The organism is Paenibacillus sp. JZ16 (assembly GCF_015326965.1).
Classification (GTDB): domain Bacteria; phylum Bacillota; class Bacilli; order Paenibacillales; family Paenibacillaceae; genus Paenibacillus_AQ.
This window is the reverse complement of sequence record NZ_CP017659.1, coordinates 68,787-94,727: the sequence shown is the minus strand read 5'-3', so window position 1 is coordinate 94,727 and position 25,941 is coordinate 68,787. Positions and strand designations below refer to the sequence as shown.

At 49.3% G+C, this 25,941-nt stretch carries 20 protein-coding genes; 1 reads left to right on the top strand and 19 read right to left on the bottom strand.

All coding sequences use genetic code 11. From position 1 onward, the window contains the following. Positions 1-227 precede the first annotated feature (227 nt). The gene (locus tag BJP58_RS00455; protein WP_194542317.1) at positions 228-926 is read left to right on the top strand and encodes an aspartate/glutamate racemase family protein; all 699 of its coding nucleotides are present in this window, start codon (positions 228-230) and stop codon (positions 924-926) included. A 17-nt stretch (positions 927-943) separates the two neighbouring features. Here the strand turns inward: BJP58_RS00455 and BJP58_RS00450 are convergent, their stop codons facing one another. From BJP58_RS00450 to thrS, 19 genes are all read right to left on the bottom strand, one after another. Next, positions 944-1,600 carry a GAP family protein gene (locus BJP58_RS00450; protein WP_194542316.1) on the bottom strand — a complete coding sequence of 219 codons (657 nt, stop codon included), beginning with the start codon at positions 1,598-1,600 and terminating at the stop codon, positions 944-946. Further along, positions 1,597-2,370, bottom strand: a complete 774-nt coding sequence (locus BJP58_RS00445; RefSeq protein WP_194544756.1) for a MerR family transcriptional regulator — start codon at positions 2,368-2,370, stop codon at positions 1,597-1,599. Before BJP58_RS00445 ends, BJP58_RS00450 begins: the two co-directional genes overlap by 4 nt. A gap of 160 nt (positions 2,371-2,530) precedes the next feature. Then, a complete protein-coding gene (locus BJP58_RS00440) occupies positions 2,531-3,625 on the bottom strand; it encodes a GerAB/ArcD/ProY family transporter (RefSeq protein WP_194542315.1) in 1,095 nt (364 codons plus the stop codon). 21 nt (positions 3,626-3,646) lie between these two features. Next, entirely contained in the window at positions 3,647-3,868 is a 222-nt protein-coding gene (locus tag BJP58_RS00435) for a hypothetical protein (RefSeq protein WP_194542314.1), read from the bottom strand. After that, positions 3,865-5,073, bottom strand: a complete 1,209-nt coding sequence (locus BJP58_RS00430) for a Ger(x)C family spore germination protein (RefSeq protein ID WP_194542313.1) — start codon at positions 5,071-5,073, stop codon at positions 3,865-3,867. The genes BJP58_RS00435 and BJP58_RS00430 overlap by 4 nt, the downstream gene beginning before the upstream one ends. A gap of 59 nt (positions 5,074-5,132) precedes the next feature. Beyond that, entirely contained in the window at positions 5,133-6,605 is a 1,473-nt protein-coding gene (locus tag BJP58_RS00425) for a spore germination protein (protein WP_194542312.1), read from the bottom strand. A gap of 222 nt (positions 6,606-6,827) precedes the next feature. Then, on the bottom strand, positions 6,828-7,499 hold the full coding sequence (locus BJP58_RS00420; protein ID WP_194542311.1) for a bifunctional 2-keto-4-hydroxyglutarate aldolase/2-keto-3-deoxy-6-phosphogluconate aldolase: 672 nt from the start codon (positions 7,497-7,499) through the stop codon (positions 6,828-6,830). Positions 7,500-7,525: 26 nt separating this feature from the next. After that, positions 7,526-9,187 (bottom strand): hypothetical protein, encoded by a 1,662-nt coding sequence (locus tag BJP58_RS00415; RefSeq protein ID WP_194542310.1) that lies wholly within the window; start codon positions 9,185-9,187, stop codon positions 7,526-7,528. Between the two features lie 241 nt (positions 9,188-9,428). Continuing rightward, positions 9,429-11,288 carry a glycoside hydrolase family 35 protein gene (locus BJP58_RS00410; protein WP_194542309.1) on the bottom strand — a complete coding sequence of 620 codons (1,860 nt, stop codon included), beginning with the start codon at positions 11,286-11,288 and terminating at the stop codon, positions 9,429-9,431. Between the two features lie 36 nt (positions 11,289-11,324). After that, complete coding sequence (locus tag BJP58_RS00405; RefSeq protein WP_194542308.1) at positions 11,325-12,578, bottom strand: alpha-L-fucosidase; 1,254 nt, start codon at positions 12,576-12,578, stop codon at positions 11,325-11,327. A 112-nt stretch (positions 12,579-12,690) separates the two neighbouring features. Next, the gene (locus BJP58_RS00400) at positions 12,691-14,073 is read right to left on the bottom strand and encodes an ABC transporter substrate-binding protein (protein ID WP_194542307.1); all 1,383 of its coding nucleotides are present in this window, start codon (positions 14,071-14,073) and stop codon (positions 12,691-12,693) included. A gap of 150 nt (positions 14,074-14,223) precedes the next feature. Beyond that, positions 14,224-15,060, bottom strand: coding sequence for a carbohydrate ABC transporter permease (locus BJP58_RS00395; protein ID WP_442953960.1), 837 nt, complete (start codon positions 15,058-15,060; stop codon positions 14,224-14,226). An 18-nt stretch (positions 15,061-15,078) separates the two neighbouring features. Next, the gene (locus BJP58_RS00390) at positions 15,079-15,999 is read right to left on the bottom strand and encodes a carbohydrate ABC transporter permease (protein ID WP_194542305.1); all 921 of its coding nucleotides are present in this window, start codon (positions 15,997-15,999) and stop codon (positions 15,079-15,081) included. Between the two features lie 304 nt (positions 16,000-16,303). Further along, entirely contained in the window at positions 16,304-17,893 is a 1,590-nt protein-coding gene (locus tag BJP58_RS00385) for a response regulator (protein WP_194542304.1), read from the bottom strand. Beyond that, positions 17,890-19,614, bottom strand: coding sequence for a cache domain-containing sensor histidine kinase (locus BJP58_RS00380; protein ID WP_194542303.1), 1,725 nt, complete (start codon positions 19,612-19,614; stop codon positions 17,890-17,892). Before BJP58_RS00380 ends, BJP58_RS00385 begins: the two co-directional genes overlap by 4 nt. Before the next feature lie 67 nt (positions 19,615-19,681). Continuing rightward, entirely contained in the window at positions 19,682-21,850 is a 2,169-nt protein-coding gene (locus BJP58_RS00375) for an alginate lyase family protein (protein WP_194542302.1), read from the bottom strand. Beyond that, positions 21,840-22,961 carry a glycoside hydrolase family 88 protein gene (locus BJP58_RS00370; RefSeq protein ID WP_194542301.1) on the bottom strand — a complete coding sequence of 374 codons (1,122 nt, stop codon included), beginning with the start codon at positions 22,959-22,961 and terminating at the stop codon, positions 21,840-21,842. The genes BJP58_RS00375 and BJP58_RS00370 overlap by 11 nt, the downstream gene beginning before the upstream one ends. Positions 22,962-23,182: 221 nt before the next feature. Then, positions 23,183-23,692, bottom strand: a complete 510-nt coding sequence (locus BJP58_RS00365; RefSeq protein WP_194542300.1) for a ClbS/DfsB family four-helix bundle protein — start codon at positions 23,690-23,692, stop codon at positions 23,183-23,185. Between the two features lie 106 nt (positions 23,693-23,798). Then, complete coding sequence (gene thrS / locus BJP58_RS00360) at positions 23,799-25,706, bottom strand: threonine--tRNA ligase (protein WP_194542299.1); 1,908 nt, start codon at positions 25,704-25,706, stop codon at positions 23,799-23,801. Between the last annotated feature and the right edge of the window lie 235 nt (positions 25,707-25,941).

The window sequence follows — 25,941 nt, the reverse complement described above, 5'->3', positions numbered from 1 at the left end:
GGTCAGTCGATGAACCATGCGATTAATATATCATAACGAGAATACGATGAATACATAGCAGGCTCAAAGGTGCCCGATATCATTCCCTTAAGAGAACAAATTCAATCATCTCTTCAGTGCATTACCTCGGTTATGAATACCTTGTAACGGATACAGAGATAGCATTTGTTTTGCATGTATGAAACACTCTATAATAAGTTTACTTCGGACTGTAAAGGAGCTTATCTATGAAGACAATTGGACTAATCGGGGGAATGAGCTGGGAATCCTCCATTGAATACTACAGAATGATAAATGAGCAGGTGAGAAGCCAATTGGGTGGCCTCCACTCGGCCAAATGCCTTATGTACAGCGTGAACTTCGAAGAGATTGAACACTATCAATCCGAGGGGAATTGGAAAAAAGCCGGTGAAACATTAGGTGAAGTTGCACTTTCATTAGAAAAGGGCGGCGCCGATTTTATTGTGATATGCTCCAACACGATGCACATGGTACTAGATTATATAGAAGAAAGAATAAGAATTCCTGTGCTGCACATTGCCGATGCTACGGCAAATCAAATCCATGAACATGGGATTCGTACAGTAGGCTTGCTTGGAACCAAATATACCATGGAGCAGAATTTTTATAAGCAACGAATAGAATCTAGTGGTATTCAAGTGCTCATCCCCAATGAACAAGATCGTGAGATCGTAAATAAAGTGATATACGAGGAATTATGTCTCGGTAACATCCAATCGGATTCAAAAGCCCACTATAAAGAAGTTATTGAACGGCTGATTCAAGATGGTGCCGAAGGAATTATTCTGGGATGTACGGAGATCGGATTATTAGTAAAACCCGAGGATTCCAATATTCCACTCTTTGATACAACCTCCATACATGCCAGTGAAGCTGTTCATAAATCATTGGAAGCAGACTCTTAATTCATAATTGGATATCGTTACAAGTTATCTATGCTGTTCAGCACCAGAATCAGCCCAGCAATACACAATACCCATGACAGAATCGATCCGGAGCTCTGCGCGATTGTCAGGCGCAGCTTCTCGAGCGGACGCTGCATCATGCGGCCGAATACGAGGTGTAATCCAAGCAATAGGATTGGAGGCAGCACCATCACGATATTGTATGCAGCCAGGATGGGCATCCATTGAACCGTTGTTAACTGAGCCGTAGTCATCAGCCCGATAGCCGCAAAGTACGGAAGGGCTGTTGCTACCTCCAGCAAGGACGTCGTGAATCCAAGTCCGATCATGGCTCCGAAGCTTTTGGATCTTGGACGGCGCGGCTCGGATGTTTTTTTCGTGGGGATCAAGAAACTGGCGACAAACAGGACACCGCCGACAACGGTCATGATCCAGCTTACCGTTCGATTTTGAAAAATGCCGGTTACGGATTGCAAAACGGCATCCAAACCCAGCATAAGCGCAGCGCCTACCAGGAAGTAGAAGCCTCCCACTGTTAATAAATAAATGAATAAACGGGGGATTAACCGATCCCGTTCGGTCAAGAGCAAATACACTGTTACGCCAAGCGTAGCTGGACTCAGCATGTCCAAGAGGGATAAGGCTCCAATGGAGAGCAGCAGTTCCAACGTCAAGATGTCTCCCCCTCTTCTACTTGTTCTTTGTCCTTGCGTAATGCATAAATTTCGAATGCCTGTTCCATGAACTGAAGAAGGGCATCCTCGATGGGATATAATCCCATCTGCTCGGACTGCGCCGGTGATTTACGGATCTCCCACAGCTTATCGATGAAGGGATCTTCATCTTCAAATACCTCAAGTCGTTTCTCATCCATCCGTCGGACAATTCGCTGCACATCCGGTGAATCGGGACCGTCCTGCATCCGCCTTTTGAGCTGCCCCAACAGAGCGATCCACTCGAGAGAGTCGGGATCCGTGCTGTTCATATTAGGGAGTAGACTTAACAACTCTACTTCGCGCTTCTCAAACATCTGCTGCCTTATCGAGTGCTTTAACGATGGGTCTCTTCCGGAGAGGTGAATCAATTTCTGAATGACGTCCCAGCTTGTCTCACCTTCCATCGCAATGCTGTGAAGCACGGCTCGCAGCGCCGATTCCATCTGGTTCAGCTTTTTTTGTTCGTTCATTACAATGTCCAACTGATTTATCAGGCTGGTGGACCAGTTCCATTCCGGGTTGGAAATCATATCCGATATTTCTTGCAAACTAAAGCCCAGCCTCTTCAGAAACTGGATTTGCTGCAGCTTCTTTAATTCCTCTTCACTGTATATACGATGCTTGCCCGGTGTTTTGGCGGCAGGAATCAGCAGGCCAATCTGGTCATAATAGCGCAGCGTTCTTACCGTAATCCCCGTCTGCTTGGATAAATCTTGAATGGGAATCAACTTCATCACCAGCTTTCCTAAAGTCTCGATAACTTCACTATACAGGATGACGCTACGTCACTTTCAAGCTTTTTTACGAAAAATATGACCATTGTAGTTTGATGCAGCCGGCACAAAAAATGCCCGAGTTATCGGGCTTTGTTCTAATGCAGAATGGAATTCACTTCAGCTTGATGATTTTTGTTCTGGTTAAGCCAATCAGATAGAGTCCGATGGGAATCACCAGCAAATGGAGGAGCGCATAGCTTGACCACACGTTCTGAATGATATCGGCAACATAGATGGTGTTGATGTATGTATTCCAGGCCACGATCACAAACAGCACGGACAATGGATAGATTAACGGATTTTGTTCCTTTAGTCCGAACACGGTCTTCATGCCTTGAAGAATCGAAAGATACAAGAGAGAGATCTTGATAAAAAAAGTCAGGATCCAAAGTGTAATCAATATGCCTTCCACACGTTGGAAAAAGTTTCCTAAGTTGATCGTCTTCGCAAGTGCAAATGCCGGAAACGTGCTATTCTCCGTCTGCTCAATGCCCAAAACCAGCACGCTGAGCAGGACGGTAATGCCGAGCACGATCCCGCCTGCAGCGGCTCCCCACATCAATGCCTTCCCCGCTTTCCTCTCCCCCTTAACCAGGGGCAAAAAGGTCATCAGCACAATCAGTTCCTGAAACATGGAGGAATGGAATCCGGCCTTGGCAACTGGCATCCAGCCCTCCTCAAGCATAGGCTTGATATGGTTCCAATCGATCTGGGGAATCAGCGAGAGGACAAGGACCAAGAACAGAAATACAATCCACGGAAACATCAATTCACTGACACGGGCCAAAAGAATGATGCCCATCCTGGCGCACATGACGGCCGCTATCAAGAATAAGATTTGGATAGCCTCGATCGGCGTCTCCGGCATCATCTCGCTGCTCAGGAAAAAACCCAAGTTGCCAAGCAATGTGCCCGTAAGAATCAAAAAATAAAAAAGGTAGAGCAGCGAGAGAATCTTTCCCAGCAGCTTCCCCAAAACCTTCTCATGGATCTCAAAGATCGTTTGGCCAGGATAGACACGCGCGATGGCTAAGTACAGCACAACCATAAGGAGATTAATGAGGATACTGAAGAGGGAAGCCATCCACGCATCTTCCCGTGCGGTATGCGCTAATCCGGTGGGGGTTACCAGGATCGAGGTTCCGATGGTCAAGCCAAAGGCCAGTATAAAAAATTGCCGTGCGGCGATATCTTTGTATTTAATCACGTACAACCATACCCTTCTTCGTTATGAGATCAACCTGTTCAGCGGTTGCATCAAAACGCCGATCCAGTCCAGCGGCCTTAAATAAGGTACCTCCATCATATCCCCGATCAAGGCCAGCAAGGTCACTCCCCATACCGCATAGAACACAACCAAGTCCCTGAGGGAGCGAAGCTTCAGCAGTTGCCGGGTTTCCGTAACGAGCACGATGGACAGGAACAATATGAATAACCAATGCCAATTCACGGCTCATCCACCTTTTGGTTTATGGGTTGTATGATGGATCCGATCCGCCGGATCGCTACATCTGCATCCACGCGGATATTCATCGTTTTAAAGCTTTCTCCCCAATGATCCCGGTATTTTTTCCAAACATCCGGATATTTTCGGTGCAGGACCTCACCGAATCCAAAAACATCGGATCCATAACGCTGCTGCACCAGCCCGATATGCTTCGAGATATTGGTGTTATATTTATCTTCGATATCCTTCTCTAATTCGTCGATGACGGCAGGTCGACTGATATCAATCGGACATTGAACGGCGTTCACATCCGCTTCGATCTCCAATTCGGCTGAAAATTCAGGGATCCCCTTCGAATTGAGCGTAACATCAAGCGATGTGTCTGCCCGGTTCACCCCAAACCCGACGATGCCTCCGTCCGGACATGAAATATATCCCGCCGTGTTGTCGACTCTATTCAAGACATAATTGACGGCCTTGCTAGGCGGTTCCCCCAGCCATCCCACTAACCGGTCCTCTTTAAACACGCCTAATCCCGTATGTTGAAGCAGCGTTGAAGGACTGATTTGCTTCACATTCTCCAGAGACTGTGCTTCTGCTAAACTGCCGTTTAACTGGACTCCGGATAATACAGGGTCTGAGCCGCTTCGCTTTAACTCCGTCACAAACTGCTGCAATGTAACTTTACCCGTCGCTGCCCATTTTTTCTGCGATATCAGAATCGAGGAATAGAGCGAATTTGCCGGAACATACTCGAATGGCGTAACGACCTCCAGGATGTCAGAGGCTTTCCCGTTTTTGGCAACGAGCATGAAGAAATCCGTTCGAAGCTGATGGTTCCGGGAGATATAATCGAGCACGTCGCTGACCCCTAGCCGGGCCAAATCTTCCCCAAATACCAACACCCGGACATGGGACAGATACGGCATCCGAGGTGCCATGCTCAGCATGCGCTGAAGGGCATCGGGGATGGTTTTACCCACTGACTTGTAGGTTACGACCGGAAGACTCCCCATGGATCCGCCTTTTTTGGACCCCGTCTCACTGGAATTGAGCACTTGAGCTGAAACGGCGTACCCATTCTCGTGGGTATCGATTCCAAGTGCCATGACGACGGCAAGCTCATTCAGTTCTTTTTTGCTCCAGCATCCAGGCGTTATGGCTAAATTGACTATAAGCAGGACTGTAAGTACTTTTCTTTCCCACATCCATAACCAGTCCCATCTGTCTAAAATAAAGAATTCGAGTCATGACGTAAAAAGACGGCTCATGTCTTGGATTTGGACAAGTATTTCTTCATACTGTGGCGTGACAATCGCAACAATGCATCCTTCTGGCTCCGCCAGCGTATAGGTGCAAAAGAAGACATATAAGGAACCCCCATGGACTGCAGACTGCACAGGTGGAGGCCAATCATAATCATTCCGATTATCATTCCATACAATCCGAATGACGCTGCTATTCCCATTAGCCCAAATCTCAATATCCGGACCGAGATCCCAATATTAAAAGCCGGAAGGGCAAAATTGGCAATCGCCGTCATGGATACAACGATCACCATCGCGGCCGATACAAGACCCGCTTCGACGGCGGCCTGTCCAATAACCAAAGTGCCAACGATGGAAACGGATTGGCCGATCGATTTAGGCAATCGAATCCCGGCCTCGCGCAAAATTTCAAACGTGATTTCCATAATCAACGCCTCAATAAATGCGGGGAATGGCACCCCTTCGCGTTGACCGATCAAACTTGTCAGCAAGTTGGTCGGAAGCATTTCCTGATGAAACGTAGTGATCGCAATATATAATGAGGGGGTAAGAAGCGCTATTCCGAAGCATAAGTATCGAAGTAGTCGAACCAAGCTGGCAAAATCCCAGCGTTGGTAATAGTCCTCGCTCGATTGAAACAGTTGTACGAACAGTGCCGGAACCACCAATACAAACGGCGTACCTTCCACAAAAATAGCAACTCGCCCTTCCAGTACTGCAGAAGCAATAACATCGGGCCGCTCTGAATTATATACCGTCGGAAAAGGACTGTATCGATGGTCCTGTATCATCTCTTCGATATAATTGCTCTCCAGGACGCTGTCCAGCTTGATTGCATTCAGTCTTCTGCGCAGCTCATTGAGTACATCGACATCACATAAACCGTCCATGTACATCACGGCCAATTGCGTATTGGTGTGCTCGCCTACAGTTCTTTCTTCAATGCGCAGCTTAGGGCTCTGAATTCTCCGTCGGACTAAGGCCGTATTCTCGCGGAGGGATTCAGTAAAACCTTCCCTCGGACCTCTTACCACGGATTGAGAAGTCGCGTCTTCAACTGCGCGCTGCTTCAGTGTTTCAGTACCCACATAGAGCGAGGTGGATGTTCCATCCATGAAGACGATCGTATTCCCGGACAACAGTTTCTTTTCAACCTCTTGATAGGTTCGGGCTTCCCCCACTTTCCCCATCGTTATCGTCAGTTCCTTCAGCATTCTCATACGTTCTTCCGGGGTTTGATAGGGGAATTCAATGAATAGCGGTAAATCCTTATGAATTGCTTCTATTAAAAGATGAGGATCTCCCATCCCTTCAATGTAAACCATCACCGTAGGGATAGCCCCCACAATTAACTCTCTGTATATGATATCTCCGCTCTGCCCGAATCGACTCTTCATATTTTCGATAAATTGCGCGATGGAAACCGGCAATTTTTCTTGTGAAACATGATTGCGTGTGGTGTTCTCCGTCATGTAAACGACTCCTCGTTTTTCCCTCATGGTCAGCTTTGCCTTACAAGGAATTCAATTACCTTCATTTATCTTTTCCTCTACTGTTCCCGCAGTTGGATATTATATACTTTTTGAGACAGGTCCTTGAAGTGAATTCGTTCAAAATAAAACGCCTCTTGAAGACTCAGGGAGTCAACAACAGGCGTTATCTGATTTAATTTTCCTACCAGTTCCAAAGTATAGTTACTGTGTCAGCCCTTTAGCCTGCAGATACGCTTTCTTGTATTCGGCTGCTTTATGGGCGATCAAGCTGTAATCCTGCCGCTTCAAAGCTTCGCTTGTCAGATCCGATCCAATACCGACGGCTATAGCCCCCGCCTTGATCCATTCGCCAAGATTATCAAGCGAGACACCACCGGTCGGCATGATATTCGCCTGCGGCAGCGGGCCTTTGATCGCCTTGATCATCGACGGATCGTACAGATTGCCAGGGAACAGCTTGACAATGTCCGCCCCCAGTTCCAGTGCTTCCTGGATTTCCTTGATCGTCATCACGCCCGGCATGACCGGAATCCGATAGCGGTTGCAAAGAACGACGGTTTCCCTGCTCAGGCACGGCCCAACAACAAACTCGGCGCCGCTCAATATCGCAGCACGCGCTGTTTCCGGATCTAGCACTGTACCTACCCCGATGATGGCATAGGATGAAGGGTCTTCGGCGTTCCAGGAATATTTGCGCGACAACGTTTCAATGGCCCGGAGCGCAAACGGTACGGTCATCGTCACCTCGATCACTTTAATGCCGCCGGCAATCGCCTGTTCGGCCATCTCCACAACCTGCTCCGGCGTTTCGCCGCGCAGGACCGCGACCACGCCTTCTTCTGCTATTTTTTGAATCAACTGCAATTTCTTCATCTTAACTCCTCTTTTCTATTCGATAACTACACAGAATATGATTCAAACGTATATTCCGCTCCGTTTATCGTTCTCGCGGAGCTGCCTGAAGCCATAACCTTCAGATGCATTCGATCCTCGGTCATCCACCCTGTATACGCAACCTCAAATCCGCCGTCAGTCTTGAATTCCGGCCTGTGCCCGGACATTTGCCGTGCGAACGCCGCCAGTTGTCCGATCCCTCTGTTCTCCGCTTCCCGAACGGTCACCGCTTCTACGGTGAGAGCCATTCGAGGGCCATTGCAGACGGCCAGATGATATCCGGACTGCTCCCTAATGTTATAAGCGGTCCCGGGGCTCAAATGTATGGCAAAATAAACCTCATCTACCTTGCCGTACAAAGCTTCCGCTTCATACAGCCATTCTCCTTCCGGTAGAACGCCGACAACTTCACCGCCACCATCACCTGCTGGTTCAGGCAGCGGATACAGCGCAAGCACCACATTTTTGTGGTACAGCACCTCCATCCACTCACTCTGGTGGCGGGGATCGTTTCCTGAGGGATCATATCCCTCTCCCGGGTGAAAAAAATACAGTTGATTTGCCTTGCCGCCAGTGCGGACAGGAAGGCTGAACATCCAGCGCAGCTGCTCGTTGTCGAACTCACGAACCCGCTCCCACAATCCGCCCGCCGCAAAATGTTCCGTCACATAAGCGTAGGAGTGCAGCTGCCGCATCTCGCCGTCAACCGATTTCATCAGAGCCTTGCGCACTTCGGTCGCTTCGCTTCGATCCAGGGCTAGACGACGATCAGCTTCCGGAGCTTCGTGGAATAGAAAACCGGCGTACTCCGTGCGCGGCATCTCCTCCGGAAGGCTGAAATCACCGAACTGGACATAATCGTGAAGCACATTGGCATCCCTCGGTGCATCATGCGGCCATCCTCTGGAGTGGGCTCCTACCCACGCCCCTTTCAAATAATAGGACGTGCGCAGGCTCCACAGCTCATCCAGAAGTTCATGAAGCTCCCGCTTTAATTCCGGTTCCTCCATTAGTTCCAACGCGCAGGTGAACGCCTGTGTCCAATGCCAGAACCACGGCAAGCAGCCGTATTCTGCCATGCCTTCCCGCCGGAGCAAGCACAGGGTATCCCGAAGACTTTGTTTTCCGTCCTCCAGAAGTTCCTTATCATTGAACCGATGGCCGAATATTAGCTTGGCTGCCGTATATTTAGCCTCATGATGATTGCACACGGTGAGCGGCTTGCGAAAAAATCCTCCGTGGTAGATATGTTCCAGTCCAGCCTCAAACTCAGCCGCCAAGCTCTCGCTCATCTCAGTTTCAAACTTGCGATAGAAAAAAACCATCAAGCTCCCCATTAATTCAACCGGCAGCGCATGTGGACTCGCCTCTTCCGGCTTCGGTCCCAGGTTCAGCGGCCAATGACCGTACATCGGACTCTTCGCGTCCTTGTTCTGCAATCGCAGCACACGACCCAGAACCTCCTCTGCCAGCCGTTTACCCTCCTGCCGGTTAAACTTCGGATCAATCTCAAGGTCTAGCGAAGCCGCAAACAGATAAGAGGCATAGTAGAAGTTATCACGCACATCCCCATGGAACCACAATCCGCTGGGTAATAGAGGCTGCCCCCATGCTTGTTCCGCAACGTTCCGAACAATCCGGTTCATTCTCTCTTTATAATCGTTCATTTGTTCTCCTTTCCCAATCCGATGATAAAGCTGCTTCCCAACATAATGAAAATAATAAACGAACTCAAATAAACCCGTTTCGAACCCATATAAACATTAAAAACCGAAATGAACAAAAAGGGAAGCTATTTTTCAGAACCCATGCCATCATTTATCTTGTTTGCAGTAAAAACCCGACCAGAGGGATTTTCTGGCCGGGCATGTTGTACACGATGAACTGTATGATCCGTGTCGTTATGGACTATTTGTCCTCCCCATCCTGTACGAAATTGAGCACAGATTCATCCACTGCCGAGGTCTGTCCAAGGTCCGGTTGATCTGACAGCTCAACTTCGCAAGATTCGGGACCGCCTTGCAGTTCAAAAAGAACTAGCTCGTTCCCCCCTTTACGCAATAAAGGGCCGGGAATATACAAGGCCTTCTGCGGCCCCGCGCTCCAGTATCGACCGAGATTAAAGCCATTGATCCAGGCGACACCTTTGGTCCAGCCATCAAAGCGAAGAAACGTGTCTCCGATATCCTCCACCTGAAAGCTGCCGCGGTAAAATCGGGGCAGGCCCGCGTGTTCCGACTCCAGCATGGACAGCTCTACTTGCTCCGCCCACCCTTCATCCGTAACCGGTGTATAAGAGAGAGAAGACAGCATTTCTGGCTCCAGCGGCAGGGTTCGGATCGTCCAGTCGTACAGGAACTGGTTATCGATTCTCACGCCTTCCGTGATTCCCTTGGAATCGCGGATTAGCGGCCCGTAATTGATCCGGCCCATGTTCTCGACAAGAATATCCAGCCTCGCTCCGCCTGCGGGTACGGTAATATCGAGAGGCTCTGATTTCCATCGTTCGATAATGCCAAGCGGCCGACCGTCAAGAAATACCTGCGCGCGATCACGAACCTCCTGAATATGCAGCTGCTGTCCTTGCCGCGGTCCCTGAATAAATGTGCTGTACAATATAAAGCCATAGGACTGTCCGAATTTTTCCATCGGCTGGGTGCATACACTTTTTATCGGTTCTGAGAGATGCTCTAGATTGGCATCCGCAAACAGACCGGCCATTTCAGACAACGCGACCTTTCCGTAGGCTGCCTTTGGAATGGGATCCGGGAAGGCACACCCCGGCTTAAAACCATGCTTGTCGAGCACCAACCGCACCGCCTCATATTTCTCCGTCTGATCCCCCCATTCCGTCAAAGGGGCATCATAATCATAACTTGTCGTTGTTGGCTCATATGCATGGATGTGATTCGCTCCACTGTAAAAGCCAAAGTTGGTTCCGCCATGAAACATATACATATTAATCGAGGAACCCTTCTCAAGCATTTCATCCAGTACGCCGGCGACATCGGCCGCATCCCGCACATGATGGTCCTCCATCCAGTGATCGAACCAGCCGTTCCAGAATTCCATGACCATCAGCGGCTCTTCCGTACGATATTCCCGGTATTTGCGGAAGGATTCTTCTACCCGGGAACCGAAATTCACCGTTGCGTGCACATCGCCAAGCGTCCCGCCCAGCAGCATTTCGTCGGTTGGCCCATCCGAAGTAAAGAGAAGCACATCAACACCTCGCCGAACCAGTCCTGCGCGCAAATATTCCAGATAAGCGTGGTCGTTGCCGTAACTGCCGTATTCATTCTCGACCTGAACCGCCAGAATCGGCCCTCCGTGTGTGGACAGCAGCGGAACCAGTCTCGGGATCAACTCGTCGTAATAATGATCCACCTTGCTTAAATAGAGCGGGTCACTGCAACGTAGCCGGATTTCTCCATAACCTAGCAGCCAACCCGGCAAACCTCCAAATTCCCATTCCGCACAGATGAACGGGCTCGGTCTGACAATGACATGCAGGCCCAGTTTCCCGGCTATTTCGATAAACGATACAATATCAGCCATACCGCTAAAGTGAAATTCCCCTTCTTTGGGTTCATGCACATTCCATGCGATATACGTTTCAACGGTGTTAAAGCCGCAGGCTTGTAATTTTAATAGCCTGTCCTCCCAATATTCAGGAACGACACGGAAATAGTGAATCGCTCCCGATATGATCCGGTACGGCTGCCCGCCCAGCAAGTACTGCCCGTTCTTCCAAGTGAGCACTCCCATTACAGTTCTCCTCCACACCTATATAAAATCCAACGTTTATTCCCCGCAGCGATAAACCGCCATGCTTTTGATTTTCGGACTTGCTGCCGATTTCAGTACACGCAAACGTACCTTGTCGGGAGACACTGGAGCGAACGCATCGATTTTCTTGTGGCCGATCGCGCTGCCGCGTGTAAGCTCGAGCCACGCTCCATCAATGAAGGCTTCCAGCACATATTGACTCACCCGTTCCCCGAAAGCAATGTCCTCCATAACAACGACATGATCGATCACGCATGTTCGGGGAAGGTATAATTCAACGACCTCTTCCGATCCCGAGCTTTCGGCCAGGGCATGACCAAACCTGCGCTTGATCTCTTTGCCAAATGCCAGAAGCCGCTTTACATCGGCTTCCGGAAGCAGCCCGCGCTGGTCTGGTGCGACGTTGAGCAGCAAGGTCGCACCATGCCCGACCGACCGATAATAGATTTCCATTAACTGATCCACGGACAACAGCAAGTGTTCTTCATCCGGATGCCAGAACCAGCGGTCTTTGCGGATGGGGACATCGCATTCCGCGGGCACCCAGCCCGGCGTCTCCGGCAGCCACTTCAACGATTCTTCGCTGAACATGCTGCCCCGCGAAGAATCGGCCGTGTTCCAGCAAGGATACGGAGCCACGCCATCCTCATTGCCGACCCAACGGATCGTGGGCGCGCCCATATTAAACACCATGGCACCGGGCTGATACCTTTTAACAAGATCCATGATACGGGGCCAGTCATATTCGCGGCCTTCCGACCCAGCGCCGTCAAACCAAATTTCCACAAGCGGACCATAGCCCGTTAAGAGCTCCTCCAATTGTCCGCAATAAAAGTCATCATACTGTTGCGGGTCGGCATAACACGGCTCGTGCCTGTCCCAGGGAGATACATAAATACCGAAGCCGATGCCCTCTTCCCGGCAAGCATCCGCGCACTCTTTTACGACATCGCCCCGACCCTCCTTCCACGGAGTCGAGGCTACGGAATAATCCGTTGTCGCCGTCGGCCACAGGCAAAAACCGTCGTGGTGCTTGGCCGTCAATATGAAATAACGGAATCCGGCTTCCTTCGCGGATCGGACCCACTGTTTAGCATCCAGGCCGTCCGGATTAAACAAAGACGGAGCATCCTTGCCTTCCCCCCATTCCTGGTCGCAGAACGTATTGATTCCGAAATGGCAGAACATCCCGAGCTCCATGTCCTGCCAGGCTAGCTGCTCCAGCGAAGGAACAACAAGCTGGTCCTTAAGCTTTCTTGATATGGACATAATTTCCCCTCCAACGCTCACCAGTCGTAAAAAAAGGGCTTTGGGGAAGCCCGTTCATTGGCCCCCGAAACCCGTTTCCTACCAGGATTCTCATACCTCGTGCATTGCCCCGTTACTTGACAACGCCTTTTTCGTTAATCACTTTTGTAGCCTCATCGACCATCCATTGTTGAACCTCATCAATCGGTTCGTTGCTAAGCATGAATTTCGCAAAGCCGTCATTAATGATCTTGGTCAATTCCGAAGTATCCGTCATCATGACTTTGGCTGCATCAAGATACTGGATTTCATCGCTAAACAGCGTATATTTCAACGACTCCATATCGTACTTATCCTCTTTACCGGCAACCAGCTTTGTCAACAATTCTTCGTTATTCGCTTTCTTGTAGCCAGAGAACTCAAGTCTGTTGTCCGAATCGGCTGTTGTCATGAATCTCATAAGCTTGAAGGATGCTTCCTTGTTGGTGGAATTGGCACCCAGTGCCAGCATATTGCCGCTGGTGAAGTATTTTCCTTCATACTCTTTAGGTTCCGATCCTGCAGGAGGCACAGGTACAGGAGCGAAAGCGGTTTTAAAATCATGCGGATATTGCTCGGTATTGCCTGGATCCGCTACCGTAAAGTTACCTGTAAGAATCATAGCAGCTTCTTCATTAAAAAATTCAGTACGGTAGTTCAGCTTCGCGGCAAGCACGTCACTGTAAGGTTTGGCCGACTTGTCCGTCTCCTCCATATCTTTGCGGAGCTGGAAGAAGTATTTGTAGGTCGGATCTGCCAAAATGGTTGTCCCGTCCTCATATACGAACGGATCTTTCATCATGGTTTGCGCAGGAGCGTTCATATATAGCTCCCATGTATGGAAGTAAGAACCGTAACGCTTGTCAACCCCTTCGCCCTTGGTCAGCTTTTTGGAATAGTCGCGGTAATCATCCCACGTCCAGCCGAATTTCGGAACCTCAAGTCCCGCTTCATCCAGGGCATCCTTGTTGAGCATCACATAGTTGGTACTCTTGGTGTACTGCATGCCATAATACTTGTCTTCTAGCTTGGCATTAACAAAGTATTCGTCTTCCGGAACGAGACTTTCCTGCTCATAGAACTCGTTCAGGGGAGCAAGGGCTCCACGTGAGGCCCGTTCGAGGACTCCGCCCAAGCTTGGGAATTGAATAACATCGATCGCTTCACCGGATGAGATCAGGAAATCCAACTTTTTCAACATTTCCACGGAGTCGCCGGGAACCAGAACCACATGCTCGACCTTGATATTCGGATTCTGATCCATAAATTCCTGGAGCATGGCGTCCGTACCCGCTTGTTGGGCTTCGTTATCCCAGTTGTAGTACTTGACGGTAACCTGCTTGTCCGTCTGACCGCTTCCGCCGTTGCTGCCGGCACCCGTTTCCGACCCGGATTTCCCGCAGCCGCTTAATACCAGGGTGCTCGCCAGGATCGTGCTAAGAATGACGGATAATCTGTGTTTGCTTTTTTTCTTCATCTTACTTCCCCCTGCACAGATAAATTAGTTGTGGTGTTGTTTTCATGTTCATTATAGGCACCAGCATGGCGGATCAAGTGCACAATTTTGAGGTTCTAGGATTACTTTTTTGACTTTTCGAACTTCTGAATTTTGACTTTAGACTTCGCATCAACCTTTTACCCCGCCCAAAGCAATGCCGTTTATAACCTGCTTTTGCAATGCGATGAACACAATGACCAGCGGAATGATCGCCGAGACTGACGCCATCATCATAATGGCATAGTTGTTGGTGTAGTCATCGCGGAACAGCGTCATCCCCAGCGGAATCGTGTATAAGTCCTTGTCCAGCAAAAAGATGAGCGGATTCTGGTAATCGTTCCAGGTCCATATGAATTTAATAATGGCCACCGTAGCAAGCACAGGCTTGCACAGCGGAACCATAATGGAAGCAAATGTCCGCAGATGACCCGCTCCGTCAATTCTGGCCGCTTCCAAGTATTCATCGCTGATCCCGTTCATAAATTGACGCAGCAGAAACGTAAAGTAAATGGAGAACATGCTCATAAAGATGATGGCCTCATGCGTATTGTAGAGTCCAAACCAGCGAATGAGCAGAAACCGCGGAGTGAGCGTCGCCTGATCCGGAATGATCATGAACGAGAGCAAGGCCATAAAAACCAGATTTCGTCCCTTGAATCGAATTTTCGTTAGCGCATACCCTGCCATGGATGAGATAATCAGGGTGATTAGGGTCGTAATAATCGCTATTTTAAAAGAATTAAAATAGAAATCATAGAAGGGAACTCTTCCCATCCAGACCATCTTGAAATTGTACGCCAGATTCACCTTTTCCGGTATCCATTGAATCGGGAATCGCATAACATCCTTCTCATATTTAAAAGCCGCAGAAATCATCCAGATGAGCGGTACGAGAAACACAATGGACAATGCTCCCATGATAAAGGTGACTACCACTTTGGACAGGTTTTTTCGAAGAAGCTGCATGTACATTCCTCTCCCTCCTTATTCTTCATTTCTCATTTTCCAGGTGAGCGCGGTAATCAGACCGATAATCGCGAACAGCAGCCAGGAAATGGCCGAAGCATATCCCATATTGTAATATTGAAAGCCTTCCTCATAGATGCGGAATACAAGCACGGTAGAAGAATTGTTCGGGCCGCCTTCCGTTAAAAAGGCGATGATGTCAAACACTTTAAACGAGCCAATCAACATCGTAATTAACAGGAAGAAGGTTGTCGGACGAAGCATCGGAACCGTAATCGCAAAAAACTTTTTAATTGCACTGGCACCGTCAATATCCGCCGCTTCATAAATTTCATTCGAAATGTTCGTAAGCCCGGCCATATAAATAATGATCGTGTAGCCCAGGCCCGCCCAGGAACTGATGATCGAAATCGCCAAGAGCGACGTTTTCGGATCGACCAGCCATTTCGGCGGATTGTTGATCCCCAGATCCATTAGAAACTGGTTGATCGGTCCCAGCGATGGGTGGAATAATGCGCTCCACACCGCAGCAACTGCGATAATCGAAGAGATATAAGGAATGAAGAACGCGACTTTAAAATAACTCTTGAAGAACACGCTGTTGTGAATCAAAACCGAAAGCACCAGAGCGATGGCAATCGGGATCGGCACCGTAAGAACCATATAGATCAAATTGTTTTTTATCGCTTGAATAATGGTCGGATCATGGAACATCTTGATGTAGTTATCCAATCCGGTAAACTCGATCCCTTGGACACCTGACAGCATATCCCAATCGGATAAACTTAAATACAAAGAAAATCCAAGAGCAAACACGTTTAATAGCAGCATCCCGACGATTTCCGGGGCCAGAAACAGCCACCCGATCAAAGCCTCTTTCCGCTTGGGAGTCCAAAACTTCCGTCGGCTCTTGGGCACTGGTTGTTGTACAGCCTCCATCTAGCATCACCTCAACAATTTGTAAGTTGTCATTATAGTAATACATCCGGTATCGGCAAGAAGGAGGGATTATGACCAGCCATGTGCAAGATTTTGACCTAAAGTAGCCCCACAAAGTGGAGCCTAAACTTCGATGCTTATTCCAAATACTTTGCGGGGACCCCAACACAAAAAAGCCCCACAAAGTGGAGCCTAAACTTCGATGCTTATTCCAAATACTTTGCGGGGACCCCAACACAAAAAGCCCCACAAAGTGGAGCCTAAGCTTCGATGCTTATAAGTGAATGAAGTGGTAGCGGTCCGCTTATTTTCGTGCGGTGTACTTCGCTTTGTATTCGCTGGGTGTGGTCCCCACGTATTTTTTAAACACTTTTGAAAAATACGTCCGATCCGAATAACCTAATCCCATAGCTAAGGACTCCAGATTTTGTCCGGACATTCTGAGCATTTTGGTAGCCATCTTCATTTTGTATTGATGCACGTAATCCGTAAAGGTCAACCCCGTCATCCGTTTGAAATAGCGCGAAAAATAGCTCGGATTCAAAAACAGATAGCGTGCCATGTCGATCGACGTAATGTTATCGTCAAGATGCTGATCGATATATTGCTGGATCACCTGCAGCTTCGGCTCATTCGTGGAGCTTCCCACTCCCGCTTGCCGGGTTCCGATAATCTGGGTCAGCTTTCTCTCCACCAGTTCCATTATATCTTCCAAGGTGCGAGCTAAAGCAAGATAGGCAAACAAATCCTCATCGAATTTGAGACTGGAGAACATCAGCTCGATACCTCGCAGCATGGAGGAAAGATCCCTGACAAAGTCGGCCGGATCAATTGACAGCTCTTTCGCGGTGCCTGCGATTTTGTGCAGGGTCGTGCGGATACCGTCGAGATCCTGCTTGATGAGTTTCCTTTCCAGCTCCGAAACGTAGCTATCTAGAAATCCCTGAGGCGCGGTTTGAAACCACCGCGACCTTATTTGAGAAACTTCGGATATCGTATAGTCGGAAGTTTCGTAAAACTCGCATTTGTCATGAAGAATTTCCTGATAAATGGAGCCAATCGAACTTAATTCCATTTTGTCCGTAACCGCGATTACGTTCGGTTGAATTTTGAGAAAATGGACGCACTGATAACGCAGCCGCTGCACATAATTATGGAGATGCAAGCTGGCATTCTGTGCGAGGTTCACCCTAAAGTTATGCAGAATCACAATGTTCCCCTGCTCCATGAACGGCGTGATCCCTTCATACGATTCGGACAACTCCATCGCGATATTGTATACAGCGTATAAAATCAGCGGAAATTCCGAATGTCTGAAACGCTTGTCAAAGCTGGAGAGCTGAATGCTGACCAGCCCCAGCATAAACCACGGATACGTCCAGGAGATGCCGATCTGAGCCGCATAAGCCAAAGTGGCTTCGGACGGAGAGCCATTGATCACCTTTTGCAGCAAATCCTGCCGAAAGAGCTGACTATTGTAACTCGCTGCCTCGCGATTAATCAGACCAGCCCGCGTCTTTAACAAGTGCACGGACTTGCCGAGACTCTGTTCCAGCTGCTCTGCCGTAAGCTGATCTTTGATCAAATAGTCATCCGCCTGCAGTTTTACGGCCTGCTGGGCATAATGAAAATCCTCATGACACGTCAGGAAGATAATCCGAACCTCCGGCTTCATGCGAATAAAATGGTCCGCCAGCTCCATGCCGTTTTTCTGTGGCAGTCCGATATCCGTAATGACAATGTCCGGCCTGACTTCCTCAAACATATGCATCGCTTTCGCGCTGGAATACGTGCTGCCGGCAATCTGCAGATTGTTTGCCTCCCAGTCAATCATCTGTTGCAGTACCTTGAGCATAGGAACATCATCGTCTATGAGCAATACTCTGTACATCATTCTTCCTCTCCCTCCGGTAAAAAACCATGATGATGACTTTGGGGCAAGTACAGCGAAACTGACATTCCCCCCTGCGGAAGGTTGGCGAGTGTCAAACTCGCTTCCTGTCCGAAGGTCAATCGGAGTCTTTGGATCACGTTCATTAGACCGACCCTCTCATAAGCTCCATCCTGCTCGCCGCTTGGTCTACCAAGTCTACGGTTTAGACATTGGAGCATGTCTTCATCGGCCCCGAAGCCATTGTTGATAATCTCGATTCTGATTCCGTCCGGGTTGCTTCGGGAACGGATCTCAATGCGTGGAGTTTGATGATCGACAAGCCCGTGGACGATGGCATTCTCAACGATGGGTTGCAAAATAAGTTTCGGCAAGATGAGTCCCTCGGTTTCCGGATCCAGATCAACCTCTAAATGAAGCGGGATTTCATTGCGGATTTTCATAATGTCAACGTAGTGGCCCAGCAGCTTGCATTCCTCGCGTAAGGTGGCCGGCTCATTGACCTTGAGATAGGCTCGGAGCAAACTCATCAGGGAATCAATAATTCCACTGTGAAGCGTATCCTTCGTCAAGATCAGGCTGCATTTGATCGAATTCAGCGTGTTAATCAAAAAATGAGGGCGAATTTGCATAAACAAGGCCTCGAGCTCCATCACTCGCTTCTGCTCCTGCTCCTGTTCGATATCATGGATCAGCCGCTGCAATTGATCGAGCATCGTATTCAGCGTCTGCCCCAATTCGGCGATATCATCCTTGCCCTTGACCTCCAGTCTGACATCCAGGTTTCCCATTCCGAACTGGCGTACGACCCGCTGCAGCTTGAGAATCGGACTGTGCAGCCTTTTAGCAATCAGGATGGACATTCCGGAGAACACGAGAAACAGCAGCAGAACCCCGGCAAGACCGGTATAAAAAGTCCGGGAGATTTGCCCCGACCACTCTTTCTCCGAGGCCTCGTAACCCAGCTTCCAGTTCGATTTCAATATGGTTCTGTCCGTTCGGACACTGCCCTTGGTCTCCGTATGATGCGGGATCAACCCGGAATTGCCTGCGATGAATTCCCCGTTTGCATCAAAGAGCGCCACCTTGCCGAAGTCGATCGTACCCAGCAGCTTGTTGAAGTACGAATCGGAAATGGCACTAAGCAATACGGACACTTGCCTTTTCTCTCGGCTGTCATAGATCACCCTGGCAATATAATAACTCTTGCCTTTCCCTGACGAGTCGCCGCCGGCCATCCCAAGCCATTGCAGGGATTCCGGTTTACTGAGATCGACGCGCTCCATCAGTTTGTCGAGGCTTTCGTTAATGGCGGTCAAATCCTCCGTGCCGGATGAGATGACAAAATGCTCACGGTTGACCAAGTACATGCGTACGTTGTTATTCAGCGGCTTGGAATTAATCAGGGAAAATACGTCCTGAATTTGTCTGAAATGTACATAATCCTGATAAGTAGCCAGCCGTTTGGTGTCTGCGAATGACTTCAGGATATTGCGAACATTCGTATCGTTCACGATAAAATGGGAAGCAAACGTGACATCGTCAATCGTCTTGCTCAGCTCATCCGTCATGACGTTCAGGACATTCTCGTTGCTGAGCTGCAGCTTCTCTACCATCGTATCCCGAATCAGAACAAACGAAATGATAGAAACCGCGATCAGCGGAATAAAGATCAGCAAAAGAAACGACAGCTGGATGCGTTTGTAGTAGGTGAATTTGAACATATTCTCTGCGCCTCTCTTATGCTCTTGTCCTCTTTATTCTATCAGTCCTCTGTGCTGGAAGCATTCATTAAATGATGACGGTTGCTTGCTTTTTTCCGCCTTGAAGGGTCATCAGCACAACCTCCCCGAAGATCTGCATGCCCTCCACCACATAAGAATCATAATGGCCGGACGGCGCACGGTGACTAACAACGAGTATAAACTCCTCTTCCATTCCCGGGAGCTGAACACCGCATGCCTCCGCTTGCCCGTCATGAACCCGCTCACCCGTATGACGGTAAATCGGGACCTTACGAACTCGCGGAGAAGCCGTTTCGCCTGGACGATGAGGATACAGCACCTGCATGATGCTGATCAATCCTTTTCCCGTCCGGGAGTAAGTCACATTCGCATTCGGTTCCAACAGGTTATACTCGCGGGATATTACACCCTCGCCAATTTCTCCGCGCAGACCGTCTGTGCGTACGGGGATAATCGATAGATTCGCCTCCCCGGGGGTGTTAGTACGGCATATCAATGACTCCGCTTCGATCCCGACTTCTCCTGGCGGGTGCGGAAAATGAAAATGCTGGGTAAAGGTATGCTGCTCAAGGCACACCAAGCTGTCGATCAGCAGCCAAAAATAAGGCTTAACAAAAATGATCCTTCTCCGCGGATACAACGGTTCATTCCCATAGAGATAGCCGTCATGCGCCCCCTCGACATAGTCAAACTCCGGCCTGCTGACCCATTTGCAGCCTAGCGGCGCGGCAATCCGGTCGAAAGACCAGGTGTCCTTGATTCCGGTAAACCCGATTCCGTCGACAACCGTTGTGTTATGGGCTGAGCTCTCCTTTAATGCTTTTCTCAGCGGTGTATGGTCGCTATAGTTATACCTTCCAAGATCCGTGAGCAGATCACGGCCGTAGGCATGAAGATCCACGTGCAGCATATCGGCGTGACCGTGGCCTCCGCCAAGCGGGCCGCAGTGAAAATAAAGGTACAATGCATCTTCGTCCCAACCCGTTCGCATCGTATAATGACCGGAATGGGTTAAAGCCCGGCTCTGACATGGCGGCTCCGCTGGAACCATAGCTTTGTACTCCCGGATTCCGTCTATGCCGAACAGCCAGGCATTATCATAATCCGGTCGAGCATGGCCGCCATATCTCAGAACGGAATCCCCAAATAACCACGCGGCATAGGTCAGAATACCACGAATATCGCTATCGTCGCTGTCTCCCAGCATCGGCTGTCTGTGATTCGGCTTCGCCCAGTATAGAGAGGCTTCGGCCATCTCGCGGACCGTACGCCGAAATGGACCGTCGAGCTCCAACCCGTTGAGATTGGCGAGGTGAATGCAGTCAAGATAACAAGCCAGCACCTCATGATGGTATGTAGGCGATTGCTCCCAATGAATGCCATCCGCCATAATCTGAAGCCTCGCCGTCTCCTTCAGTCTCTCTTCTCCCATTTCCCGCCACCGTGCTGACTTGCTGAACTCGGGGAAGAACAGTGCAATATGGTATAAGCCGCAGGTTTCCAGTACTCCCCAGTTGCTGATATGCTTCCAGCTGGTGAAGGAAGCAGCCAAATACTCCCCGTGCTCGTGAAGCGAAATCAGCGTTTTACCGAGCAATGACGGAGTCAGGGAAGGGCTACCGATCACGTATCGAAGTGCCTTGATCCAGTTCACGCTGCGCAGACCCGCCTCGATCGGACGCCATGTCAACGTATCCGTCGTTGGTTCTCCAGGGACAGGATTCCGATCGATCCAGTCTTCAAGCTGCTGGCTAAACACCGCTGCATACTTCTCATCGCCTGTCATCACATACGCTTGTCCCAGCGCCACCAAATAGCGGTGGCGATTCAGCATATAAGCCCATTCCACGTCTTGATCGGGAATATGGCACCAGTCAATATCACCGTCAAATGTAACGGGAATCACGCTCTGTTCCATATCCCATGGAAAGCGGAACAGGAACGTCTGCTGCACCACCTCATCCGCCGTCTTCATGACGGTTTCCAGTTCATCTGCACAGAATTGCTTCACATAATCCGAAATTTTCTGCTGATCCTCACTGCTCATCCACCATCCGGGTGTGTTCCGACAGGAGAAATGTTTATGCAGTTTACACAGCATATCGCGCCGATGGCCTTGATCATCTGCATCCTGCATGGAACGCATACCGGGATCCTCCAGATTCAAAAGAGCCCATACGGCATTCACCGAAGCTTCCGTGGCATCAGCGTTCATACCAGTACCCCTTGCTCCCGGTCTCCATCCGAATCAAAGCTTCCAGGTAAAAATAATCCCCCCAGATCATGAAATCATCCGGTGACAATCCGCCGCGTACATGATAAGAGCCATGCTGCAGCAGACCCTCCGCCTCCTTGCCGATCGTAGAGTAATTTCGTACCAGCGAGGTCATGGAAGCCTCCAGGCTTTGCTCAAAGTCGGTTCTTTCCGGATCCTCCTCATCCAAATGTCCAATCAGTTCCAGCAAGCCTGCTGCCACAATGGCGGAGGCAGAGCTGTCGCGGTAAGTATCAGCGCTTACGGGGGCGTTAAAGTCCCAAAAGGCGACATGATCCTCCGGTAAGTGCTTCAGGAAATACTTCGCCATTCGTTTGGAGGTTTCCAGGTATACACGATCTCCTGTATATTGGTAAGCCAGTGCGAAGCCGTACACCCCCCACGCTTGTCCCCGCGTCCAGGTCGAGCCGTTCGTAAAGCCCTGATGCGTGGCACCGCCGATCGGCTCCCCCGTACGCGGATCGAAGAAAAAGGTGTGGTATGAGCTGTCGTCTCCCCGCACCAGATAACGCCGTGTCTTCTCCGCCTGCATGATTGCGATGTCCCTATATACGGGATTTCCGGTTTGCTGCCCGGCCCAGAACAGGAGCGGCAGATTCATCAAACAATCGATAATGATGCGACCGCCCTCCTGTTGATCTCCTTCAGAACCCCACGCTTGAATATATCCACCGCCTGGACGCCAGCGTTTCAGCAGCAAGTCCGCAGCCTCAAGCGTCAATTGGCGGGCACTCTCGTTCTTCTCAACGATCCACTCCGCTTTGGAGGACAAGGAATACAGAAATCCGATATCGTGATGATCAAGCACCTTTTTTCCTGCATAACGGCGGCGAAAATCTTCAACCGTTCGTTTTGCCGCCAATCTAAAAGCTTCGTCGCCCGTATATTCATAACATAGCCAGAGAAGTCCGCTCCAGAAACCGTTCGTCCAGTCGTCATTGTCATTCAGCAAATAAGCGCCGTCCCTGCTGACGTGGGGAAATCTTGTCCCGAAGGTATCCATGTTCTTCCTGATTTTCTCTACAGCATCTTTAATCGCACTGCTCCACATAACGTCGTGCTCCCTTCACAAATCCATCATGATTACGATCCATGATAAGGAGAGTCACCCGGTTCTTGTAGAGCCGATTTTTGCTTTGATGTGCAATATTTTGACTTTTGCTCCCCTAAGGTGGTAATTAAGGAATAAACCCGTCCTTTTTCGTTCGAATTCAACGAAAAAAAAACGATTCGAGGTAACCTCGAATCGTTTTGTCTGCCGAGTAATATGGGCTAGCCGGCATGCTTTTTCCACTTTCGGATTTTGGTTCTGAAGCTTTTGAACGGCGCGACGGAATTGATGTGCAGCCATTTCCACATCGGCCAGTTGGCACTGGTAACCGTCCACTTGCGAACGCCTGAATGAAACAACTCTTCCTCACGTAAGCCGTTGATCCATTCACACCATTCATTTGTCCTCTGCTTTAACAACGAACGTAATTCTTCCAAAGAATATCCATCATACGTATGATAGAATTGCTGATACAACGCCCCCAACTGATTCCATTTTAAGTCAGGGGTTGGCGTCGTAACTTCTTTACCCGCAAGTTCATCCCTCTCCCAGCTCATCACCAGCGTTAGCCATCCCAGCTGATAGGCAATCATCTCTTGGGGGGTTCTATCGACTTCGCCAATACGAAGATTCCTTTCATCCTCTGGTACCTCATCAAATTCTTGGTCAAAAAGGCTATACGTTCGTTGAATTTCAGCGATGAACGCTTCTTTGCTCTGGTATGTTTGCAAGGTACTCTCTCCTTCATCATTTACATTCATCATTTAAAGACGAACATCCAAATGATACCATGACCAAGGATCATGCACGGTGATGAATATCATCGATGGGCCGTTCTTATCCCCTGGACTCAATCTCTTTCCGAAGCCTTGCGATCACTTCATCTAGGGCACTCTCCCCAAGTTCCCCCTCGCCCCGTTTACGGACGGATACGTGATCGGAGTTCATTTCCTTCTCGCCAAGAACAAGCGTGTACGGCGTTTTCAGCAGACCCGCTTCGCGGATTTTATAACCCAGCTTTTCATTTCTTACATCGACGTTCACCCGTATGCCGGCAGTTTCCAGACGCTTCTTCACCTTTAACGAGTAATCGATATAATGGTCGGATACCGGTATAATCATAACCTGTACGGGAGCCAGCCACATCGGGAAAGCCCCGCCGTAATGCTCTGTAAGAATCCCGATAAATCGCTCGATGGATCCAAATACCGCCCGGTGAATAACAACCGGCCGATGCTTCTGGTTATCTTCTCCGATATACGAAAGATCGAATTTTTCAGGGAATTGGAAATCCAGTTGAATGGTGCCGCATTGCCAGCTTCGCTTTAAGGAATCCAAGATATGAAAATCGATTTTCGGACCATAAAACGCGCCATCCCTTTCATTAATCCGGTACGGCAGCCCCAGTTGATCCAGCACCTGCTTCAGGGAGGACTCCGCCTGCTCCCACAATTCCTCAGAGCCCATGGAATCTTCCGGTCTTGTCGATAACTCGATTGTATAATCAAAGCCGAACACTTGATAAACCTGGCTGATAAAATCGATAACCTGCTTGATTTCTTCCTGGATCTGATCAGGTCTTACAAAAATATGCGCATCATCCTGACAAAACGTGCGCACCCGCATCATACCGTTCAGTGCCCCTGAGAATTCATGGCGGTGCACCTGGCCAAATTCGGAAATGCGAATGGGCAGCTCTCGGTAGGAATGCAGCGAGTTTTTGTAGACTAACATATGCCCTGGACAATTCATCGGCTTCAGCGCATACTCCGTCTCGTCCACTTGCGTGAAATACATATTGTCTTTGTAGTGATCCCAATGACCGGACATTTCCCACAGCCGCTTGTTCATCATCAGCGGCGTGCGCACTTCATCATAATCGCGATGGAACTGAAGTCCTCTTGCAAATTGCTCTAGCTCATTGCGGATGATCATCCCGTTCGGCAAAAAGAAAGGCATGCCCGGTGCTTCCTCCGAGAACATAAAGAGCCCGAGCTCTTTACCCAGCTTCCGATGATCCCGTTTCTTGGCCTCTTCAAGCAGCAACAGATGCTCCTCGAGCTGCGACTTCTTGGGAAACGCCGTTCCATATATTCTTTGCAGCATTTTATTGTCCGAGTTCCCCCGCCAATAAGCGCCCGCCACACTCATTAATTTGAATGCCTTGATTCTGCCCGTTGAAGGAAGATGCGGCCCCCTGCACAAATCAACGAACTCTCCCTGCTCATACACCGAAATGACCTCGTCCGCCGGTAATTCGCGGATCAGCTCCATCTTGTACGGGTCATCTTGGAAAATATGTTCGGCCTCCTGACGACCCACCTCCTTGCGAATAATCGGCAGGTCTTCCTGAACGATCTTCTGCATTTCCCGCTCAATGGCAATCAAGTCTTCAGACGTAATTGAGTGCCCCAAATCCATATCATAATAAAAACCATCCTCAATGACAGGTCCTACCCCCAAATGGACGGACTGGCTGCCATACAACCGTTTAACGGCCTGGGCCATCAGATGAGCCGCGCTGTGCCGATACACGTACAGTCCATCCTCTGAATCCAGCGTTATGATGCTTACTTCCGCATCCTCACACAGCTTATGATCCAAATCCACGAGTTTCCCATTCACTTTGGCTGCAACGGCTTGTTTCTTCAGACCTGAATGGATGGATTCCGCGATTTGATCCATCGTCGTTTGTGCGGGATACTCCTTTTTACTTCCGTCTGGCAGCGTTACTACGATTGACATTGTTATCCCTCCATCAAATTTAGATTGAACGCAAAAAAGCACTCGATCCCGAAGGGACGAGTGCGTTCAGCTCGTGGTTCCACCCTAATTTGATCCAGACTTACAGCGGCTAAATCGCAGCATGCTCATCGGATCCTCATTCAGACATCCGGTAACGGGGATGATTCGGTGTTTTCTAGTTCCATATCTCGATAGTCGAACGACCGATTAGGGTTCAAAAACACAGCTACAAAGG